This window comes from Okeania sp. SIO2F4 (assembly GCF_010672385.1).
GTDB lineage: Bacteria > Cyanobacteriota > Cyanobacteriia > Cyanobacteriales > Microcoleaceae > Trichodesmium.
Window position 1 is genome coordinate 1 of the sequence record NZ_JAAHGT010000409.1, and the last position, 8,179, is coordinate 8,179.

Consider the following 8,179-nt stretch of genomic DNA (forward strand, 5'->3'; position numbering starts at 1 on the left):
TATTCCTATTAAAAATGGTTTGAAATTTGTTGAATTAGACTCCATTTTGCGATGCAAAGCACATCGGGGGTATGCTCTTTTTGTTTTATTAGATGTCATATCGGGCATTTGAATATCAAGTAAAATCAGATCGGGATAATCAAGATGAATGCCTTGGAGAGCAAGTTTTCCACTGGGAATTGGCCGGACAGTATAACCCTTGTATGATAATAAACCTATTAAAAGTTGTAAATTAGCAGGAGTATCATCTACAACTAAAATATTGCCATGCTCTGAGTTGGTTAGCGAGGAACTCATAAGTTACTATTAAATATTGTTATTATTGTATAATAAGTTGAAAATTTTGTCTGATGATGTCCATCTTCTTAATGACTTAGCCAATTCAAAATTTTCTCATATTCAAAGCTATTACAATGTTCGCTACAAATATTCAGGGTTGTTTCTAGTAGTCATTGGTTAATATTCAGTAGTTAACTAGATTTAGCTTTAATATCATTTTTAGCATGAAAAAATTCCATTTTCTTAAAGATAAATCTGACTTAAAGTATCTTAGTTTACCAAATTATTTGTAACATTATTGCATAAAAATTGGTATAGTATGAAATACTATAGCGTTACGTATTAAGGTGAAGACATTTATAAATCATAAACCATTTGACACTCTATTATTCCCTATCCCTATTCCCTAGCGCTACGCACTATAAAATTTTTGCTACAGATACGCACGGTTATTTCAAGGAGTCAAGAGTCAAGAGTCATGATTCAGTATGAATTTGAATCTCTAACTTCATCACAAACTATTAAGACAAATTTTTTCTGTCTATGGGAATGGCGATCGTAAATTTCGTACCTTTACCTAATTCTGATGTATAAGTAATTGTCCCTTCATGTTTTTCTGTAACTATTTGCTTGGCGATCGCTAACCCCAAACCCGTTCCTTTTCCAGTTGATTTTGTCGTAAAAAATTGCTCGAATATTTGCGCTTGTATGGTCTCCGGTATACCAATGCCATTATCTGCAACATGAATGCAAGCTAAGTTTTTGCCATCGACTATTTCAGAGGCAGTAGATATAACTATTTGTGGGCATTCAAGTATAGCCTCTTCTGCTGCTGCTGCAGAATTTGAGTGTTTTTCATCTATCGCCTCAATTGCATTCATCAGTAAGCTCATAAAAACTTGATTCAATTGAGCTGGGTTGCAATAAACTAACGGTAATTCTCCGTAATTTTTAACTACTTTTACTGCTTCTCTACAGGAGTTCCCTTGTAAGCGATAAGACAATAACATCAAAGTGTCTTTCAAACCCTCATGCAAATTGGATAATTTCCATTCAGCTTCATCTAACTTGGCAAAAGAACGCAAAGACACTACAATACCTTTGATACGTTCTGCTCCTAACCTCATTGATTCGAGCAATTGGAGATAATCTTGTTTGAGAAAGGATAAATCTATTTCTTCTCGCCAATCTTCGATCTCCTGAGAAGGAGTTGGAAATTGAGCCTCGTATAATTCTAAAAGATGGATAAGTTCTTCATGATATTGTGCGGCATAATTAATATTTGTATAGATAAAAGTCATAGGATTATTAATCTCATGAGCAATCCGAGCAACCAATTCTCCTAACATAGATAGTTTTGATTCTTGGATTAATTGAAGTTGTGCTTTTTTGAGGTCAATGTGAACTTTAATTCGTGCTAAAAGTTCAGCTTGCTCGAAAGGTTTGGTAATATAATCGACTCCTCCAAGTTCCAAACCTTTAACCTTATTAACAGTATCTGAAAGTGCCGTCAGAAAAATGACTGGAATATGGCTGGTATTCCGATCTGCTTTAAGACGACGACAAGTTTCAAACCCATCAATACCAGGCATTGAAATATCCAGTAAAATTAAATCTGGCTGATAATGTTGCAGACGTTTGATTGCCCTTTCTCCATCAATGGCGGTAGAAACAGCATATCCTGCATTGCGTAATATTTCGCTAATCACTTTCAAATTGGCAGGGGTATCGTCAACGGCTAATATTTGTCCTTTATTTGACATCATCAGTTTTTAGGGTTAAATAGGTATTAGTTTTTAGCATTTCCGTACCGGAATGCTCCGCAAACAGCTAGCCTCCTAAGTCAGAACTGCGTTAACAGCTTTTAGCTACTCAGAGTTTTAATTCCCTTCTAAAAATTTTCTGCTGAATGCTGAATGCTGAATGCTGAATGCTTATTTTAAATGGTTTTGCAAGAACTCTTCAATTTCTTCAATTTTAAATTCATTGGCGAGTTGGATAATAGGAGCCGCAAATTCAAGGTAGCAGCTATTCCAAGTCTCAATTTTATCACAGATTTCTGTTGGGTCTCCTTGGTGTGCAATCGTCAGTAATTCCTCAATATATTCAGGAGGTGGTAGAAGCATCTCTTGCACTACTGCATCTTGTGAATTGCGGTCGTTTTCCGGCAACTGTTCCGATTCCTTTCGAGTTTCATACAGCCATTTTAAATCCAAACATTCTGAAATTATTGCAAATAGCTCCCTAGCATTGACAGGTTTACTCAAAAAGCGATCGCCTCCGGTATCGAGTGCTTTTTGCTGGTCAATGGGGGATACAGATGCTGAGGAAACAATGATTTGATGATGCTTTAAATCCTCTGAATTGCGAATACGCTGGATCAGTTCAAAGCCATCCATCACTGGCATAATAAGGTCAGTAATGACTAAATCCGGTTGCAACTCCCGCAGTTTGGCCAATCCTTCCTGACCATTTTCTGTCTCAATGACCATAAAGCCCAAAGGTTCGAGGAGACTGGATAGCACGGCTCGATTTTCCCAACGGTCATCGACAATTAGGATAGTGCATTGCTCTCCCTCATACCCAATAATGCGATCGCCCCTTTCTCTTCCTCCCTGATGTTCCACCCAATTGTCTACCAAGGGGAATTCGATGGTAAAAGAGAATTCGCTGCCTTTACCTAATTTACTTTTCACATCAATCGTTCCTCCCATTAGTTGTACGATTTGCTCAGAGATGGTCAACCCTAGTCCAGTACCTTCCGATTGTTTGTGGCGAACGCCTACTTGTTCAAAGGCTTCAAATAGTTGCTGCATATCCTCTTCAGCAATACCTACTCCCGTATCAATCACCTGAAAGAGCAAAGATACTTCGGTTTGGGATATGTCCAGTACATCTACCGCTAACGTCACCGAACCGCGCTCGGTAAATTTAATCCCATTGCCCAATAGATTGATTAACACCTGACGCAGTCGCTTATCATCAGCAACTACTCCATCAGGTAGACGGGAACTAACTTGATGAATAAAATTAATCCGTTTATGTTCAGCCCGGACTTTACACATTTCCACCACACTTTGCAGGAGAGAAGGAAAATGCAGTGCGGTTGGAACTAACTCCAGTTTTCGAGCTTCAATTTTAGACCTTTCTAAAATGTCGTTAATCAGGTCGAGTAAGTGAGAACCACATTGGTAAATAATGTTGACTCCATCCCGCTGCTTCTGGGAGGGAAGTTGGGCGCTTGCCAAAATTTGGGCATAACCGAGGATACCGTTGAGAGGAGTTCGCAATTCATGGCTCATGTTAGCCAGGAATTCGCTCTTGGCTTGATTTGCTGTATCAGCAACTTCTTTAGCTTGTTGTAATTCTGAAGTGCGTTCTTCTACTCGTTGTTCCAATTCATTATTGGTTTCGATCAGTTTGATAGCAGCTTGGCGATTCTCATTGACAATCGCGCAAAGAATGTAGCCAGTCAACCCTACAACCAGAATAAATGATTGTAGCAAGACCAAAGACTGCGATAGATCCTCGCGAATAAAAGGACCGAAACCCTGGCGCGTGGCTACAATTGCTATGCCATCAATCAAAAAGACCAACAAAGTTGATTCTTGTTGCCGAAATCGAAATGCACACCACATCAAGAGGGGAAGTGTCATGTATTCTAAAGCATACTTCTGCCAAAAGGAAATATAGCTAATACCAATGGTTGCCCCAAACAGTAGGGCAAATTCTCCAATCTGCCAACTCCGCCATCGCTGCCGATTTTCCCAATACACCCAACTAAGTAACGCTGGGACAACAATAGTAATACCACCGATTAGGGCAACGTACCAAAGTCGCCATGTTGCAATAAAATCACTCCAAAAAGCAATTCCGTGCAAGCAGAGCAATCCGGTTGCCAGGGTAGAAGTGATTGCAGTTAATCCTAATACAATTGCCAAGAATTTAAAGAAATCTTGAGAGCATTTGAGAAATCGATGGTGTCCGATCCAACGTTGAATTAAAAATCCGAGGATGAGAGTTTCAGTGCTAGTAACCAAGGTTATGGAAACGATCGCGGAGGCGGTTTCGTAAAACAGGGAATTGCCAACAAGCTCGGCTAAAAATAGTGCTGGCCAAATCCGCCATCGGAAAATTAGGAGAGATGCTAGGTAGAAACCCGATGTCGGCCAAATGGCACTTGCGCCATTGGTATCGGATAAGTATACTGACATCTTTGCTAATCCGTATTGGACGATCGGCATGACCAGGCAAGCCAGTAAAGTGACCATATCGAAGGAAAATCGAAATTTTTTGGATATAAATGGGACTTTCATCACTGATTAATACCAATTTAATAAATGTTTGCTACAAATAGCAACGGAATTTTTTAGGATTCAGGAGTCGGGAGTCAGAATAAATAGCTTCGATGCCATTTTTTAGCTCATAAGTTATCTTATTGGTCAAAGGGACACCTTCTATAAATTATTTTTATCGCCCTAATTATTCGTAACATTCTTTTTTTAATTGGTATAGCAATCAGGAATCAGATATGAGAATTGAGGTGTTCGTTTAAAGGCATAGAATATATAGCAATCCGTGCATAGGTTGCGAGTAATCAAAAAGTAAATAAAAAAACTGAAACTCTTACCGAATAATTAATTAATTAATTAATTATTAATAATTAATTAATTCGCGCCGATACATACTTTTTGCTCAAGCCCTACTACAAACTTTAATTATAACTATTCAACCCGAAATGATATAAAATAAACAATTTCAAGATATGAAATTGATTTAATTAAAACTTTTGCAAGAGGTCTATCGTTAATCAGGCGCAGGAGTGATTTATACCATGCATGAAAAAAGAATGTTACCAATAATAAACACTATTAAAATATTTTATCGGAAATTTATATTTGAGAAAAAAGGCAATTTAAGATACAAAAAAATGTATCAAAATTATTCATTATGACTCCTGAATCCTAATAAATACCCTAGCTATTTATAGCAAACATTATATTCTTAATCACTCAGCCAATTCAAAATTTTCTCATATTCAAAACCATCACAAGATTTTTGTATCGCTTCAGCTAGAGAATTATCCCATTGACGAATTGTCGTAATTATGTTAGCAATTCCTGCTAAATTTCCTGTCAGCAAAGCATCTTTTAGTTGTTTTTTTAATTCTTCAGATAATACCCTTACTTTCTGTTCAATAGATTCAACAGTTTCTTCTTTTTCTTTCGGTTTAATCTCCCTTTCCTCATACACATAGCGCACCCCTAAATATTCTCCCATCTTTTTAAAGATATCTGCCTCGCGAAATGGCTTTCTCATAAAATCATCGCATCCTGCCGATAAAACTACTACTTTTTCTTCTTCTAATACACTAGCTGTTAGAGCAATTATTGTTGTTGCTTGCCCTTTAGTTGTAGCTTTTATCTGTTTTGTGGCTTCATATCCATCCATCACTGGCATCCGCATATCCATCCAAATCAAGTGAGGTTCCCAATCATTCCATATTTCTATTGCTTGTTGACCATTAACAGCTTCTTTGAGTTCAAATCCTAGAGGAGAAAGAAGTTTAATTAATAATTTACGATTCAGAGGTTTATCATCTACTATTAAAATCCGATATCTTGGTTGATTCGGTTCCAAGGCAATAATACGATGTTCGGGAATTTGGCTCTCAACAACTTCACTTTCGTTGACAATAATAGCTTCTATTTCAAAGCTAAATATTGTTCCTTTATTAACTTGGGATGTAACATGAATATCTCCTCCCATCAGTTGAACAAATTTGCGAGAAATTGGTAATCCTAATCCCGTTCCTTCTTGAGCTTGTTTTCCTGTTGCGGTTTGGGTAAAAGCTTCAAAAAGTTTCTCCAGTTCTTCTGCTGCAATTCCAGCTCCAGTATCTTCGACTTCAAAGATAATTTGGGTGGGATTAGATGAGGGAGACTTTCGAGCAACTCTGAGAGAAACTCCTCCTACAGAAGTAAATTTAATCGCGTTATTAATAATATTAATTAAAACCTGACGTAATTTTAATTCATCGGTGCAGATGTATTGAGGAACCTCGTTAGTATGCTCAACTAGAAGTTGTAAACCTTTTTCTTCAGCTTTGAGGTAGAGCATATCTTCAATATCGTTGAGCAAGCGATGGAGGTCAAAGTTTTTCTGATTGAGAGTAATACCTCCAGCCTCAATTTTAGAAAGGTCGAGGACGTTGTTAATTAAAGTCAGAAGGTGTTCGCCACTACGACTGATAATTCCTACATTTTCAATATGTTCTTTCGGGAGAGTTTGGGAACGAGTCATGATTTGGGCGAAGCCGAGAATTGCATTTAACGGAGAGCGTAACTCGTGACTCATGTTGGCAATAAAGGCACTTTTGGCTTGGTTTGCTTGCTGGGCAGCTTCTTCAGCTTCTTTGTAAGGAGTAATATCTTGAAAAATACCAATAATTCCCATCACCCTACCCTCGGTATCGTGGAGGGGTACCTTGCTAGTTTCTAGCCAGCATTGTCGCCCATCTGCCTGAACCTGTGGTTCAACAATCCCCAGTTCAGGAGTATCAGAATCCATGACTCGGCAATCGCACTCTACAAAAAAGTCTGCTTCTTCCCTGCTCCATGGCATGTCATAGTCAGTTTTACCCACAACTTCCTCGCGTGTCATGCCAGCGGCCGAGGCAAAGCTCTTGTTACAGCCCAGATAAACATTTTCTCGATCTTTCCAAAAGATAGATTGGGGAATATTATTGATGAGCAAGTTAAGCAACTGTTGCGACTTTGATAATTCTTGAGTCCGCGCCTCTACTTTTTGCTCTAGGTTTTGAGAGTAGTCTTGCAATTCTTTAAACGACGCTTGTAGCTGTACAGCCATGTGGCTAAACGAGTCCGCTAACTGCCCCAATTCATCTCGGCGATTTGTAGGTAAGGGTTCATCCCATTTTCCGTCAGCCAAACGGCGGGCAACCCGATTGAGATTTAAAGTTGGTCGTACAACCACAGATTGGGCAAGCCACCAAACTAACGGTAAGGAAACTAGCAAAACAACTAAGAAAATTCCTCCCGCAACAGCTAACGCTCCCACTGCACTCTGAGTCACAGTAGTGGCGTCCATCTCAATTACAAGAATACCATCGAAACGCCCCAATTGACTTTTAATCGGGGCATAGCCATACAAGACAAATTGCCCTGCAGCATTTGGGCGGATAGCAGTTTCGGTAATTGGAGCCTGGATTTCTGTATTCTGCTGTAAGTATGGTGGCAAATTCTGTGGCACATCTCCAAACTTGGCAAGGGGTTGCTGGAGATATTGAGAATCTGGTGCATAATTTAAAACAATTGTGTAACGTCCATCTCGAAAGCGCAGGGTATAAAGGCGAACGATATCTGGATCGGAGGCTTGAATTTCCTTGAGTCGTCGCTGATTAACAGTGTAGTAAGCTGTATCAACATCTTCGGGGTCGTTGATTAAAGCATGATAATCACTATCAATTTGACGAGCTGCCAAGCTGGTTATCCCCAAGAGGCGGTCTTGCAGTGCGACTTGCTGCGATATCCGCAGTTGCCAATAGATTGCGATCGACAGTGCGCCCGCTGTTAGAGCAATCAATCCTGAATAGGCAATAACCAGTTTGCTACTAAGATTCCAATACATGATATATAATCTGGGTAATTAATTATGGTATGACAAAGAAAGTCATACCGTTTCACGGAAGTTAAAAGTGAGTGCTAATTGGTTAAGAAACCGGGTTTATGGGAGACAGATTTCAGTATAGGGATTTCATATACAGGACTTACGCAAAATGTCGAATTATACCCTATCTGTAGGGGTGATTCGCGTTTGCGAAGCATTCCGTAGGAAATCACCCCTACAAGATGTGGTGGTTATGCGTAAGTCCTGATAA

4 protein-coding genes are annotated in these 8,179 nt (G+C 39.0%); all 4 read right to left on the reverse strand.

Translation table 11 applies throughout. From position 1 onward, the window contains the following. Nucleotides 1-297, reverse strand: a 297-nt coding sequence (locus F6K22_RS23170; protein ID WP_293103295.1) for a response regulator, incomplete at its 3' end; no start/stop codon positions are given. Nucleotides 298-800: 503 nt separating this feature from the next. Beyond that, the gene (locus F6K22_RS23175; protein WP_363274220.1) at nucleotides 801-2,045 is read right to left on the reverse strand and encodes a sensor histidine kinase; all 1,245 of its coding nucleotides are present in this window, start codon (nucleotides 2,043-2,045) and stop codon (nucleotides 801-803) included. Nucleotides 2,046-2,213: 168 nt separating this feature from the next. Next, complete coding sequence (locus F6K22_RS23180) at nucleotides 2,214-4,595, reverse strand: MASE1 domain-containing protein (protein ID WP_363274222.1); 2,382 nt, start codon at nucleotides 4,593-4,595, stop codon at nucleotides 2,214-2,216. Between the two features lie 688 nt (nucleotides 4,596-5,283). Further along, nucleotides 5,284-7,929 (reverse strand): ATP-binding protein, encoded by a 2,646-nt coding sequence (locus F6K22_RS23185; protein ID WP_293103298.1) that lies wholly within the window; start codon nucleotides 7,927-7,929, stop codon nucleotides 5,284-5,286. Nucleotides 7,930-8,179 lie beyond the last annotated feature (250 nt).

Coding starts and splice junctions, on each gene's coding strand:
- F6K22_RS23175 (WP_363274220.1), bottom strand. CDS start 2,045: ATGATGTCAAATAAAGGACAAATATTAGCCGTTGACGATACCCCTGCC.
- F6K22_RS23180 (WP_363274222.1), bottom strand. CDS start 4,595: ATGAAAGTCCCATTTATATCCAAAAAATTTCGATTTTCCTTCGATATG.
- F6K22_RS23185 (WP_293103298.1), bottom strand. CDS start 7,929: ATGTATTGGAATCTTAGTAGCAAACTGGTTATTGCCTATTCAGGATTG.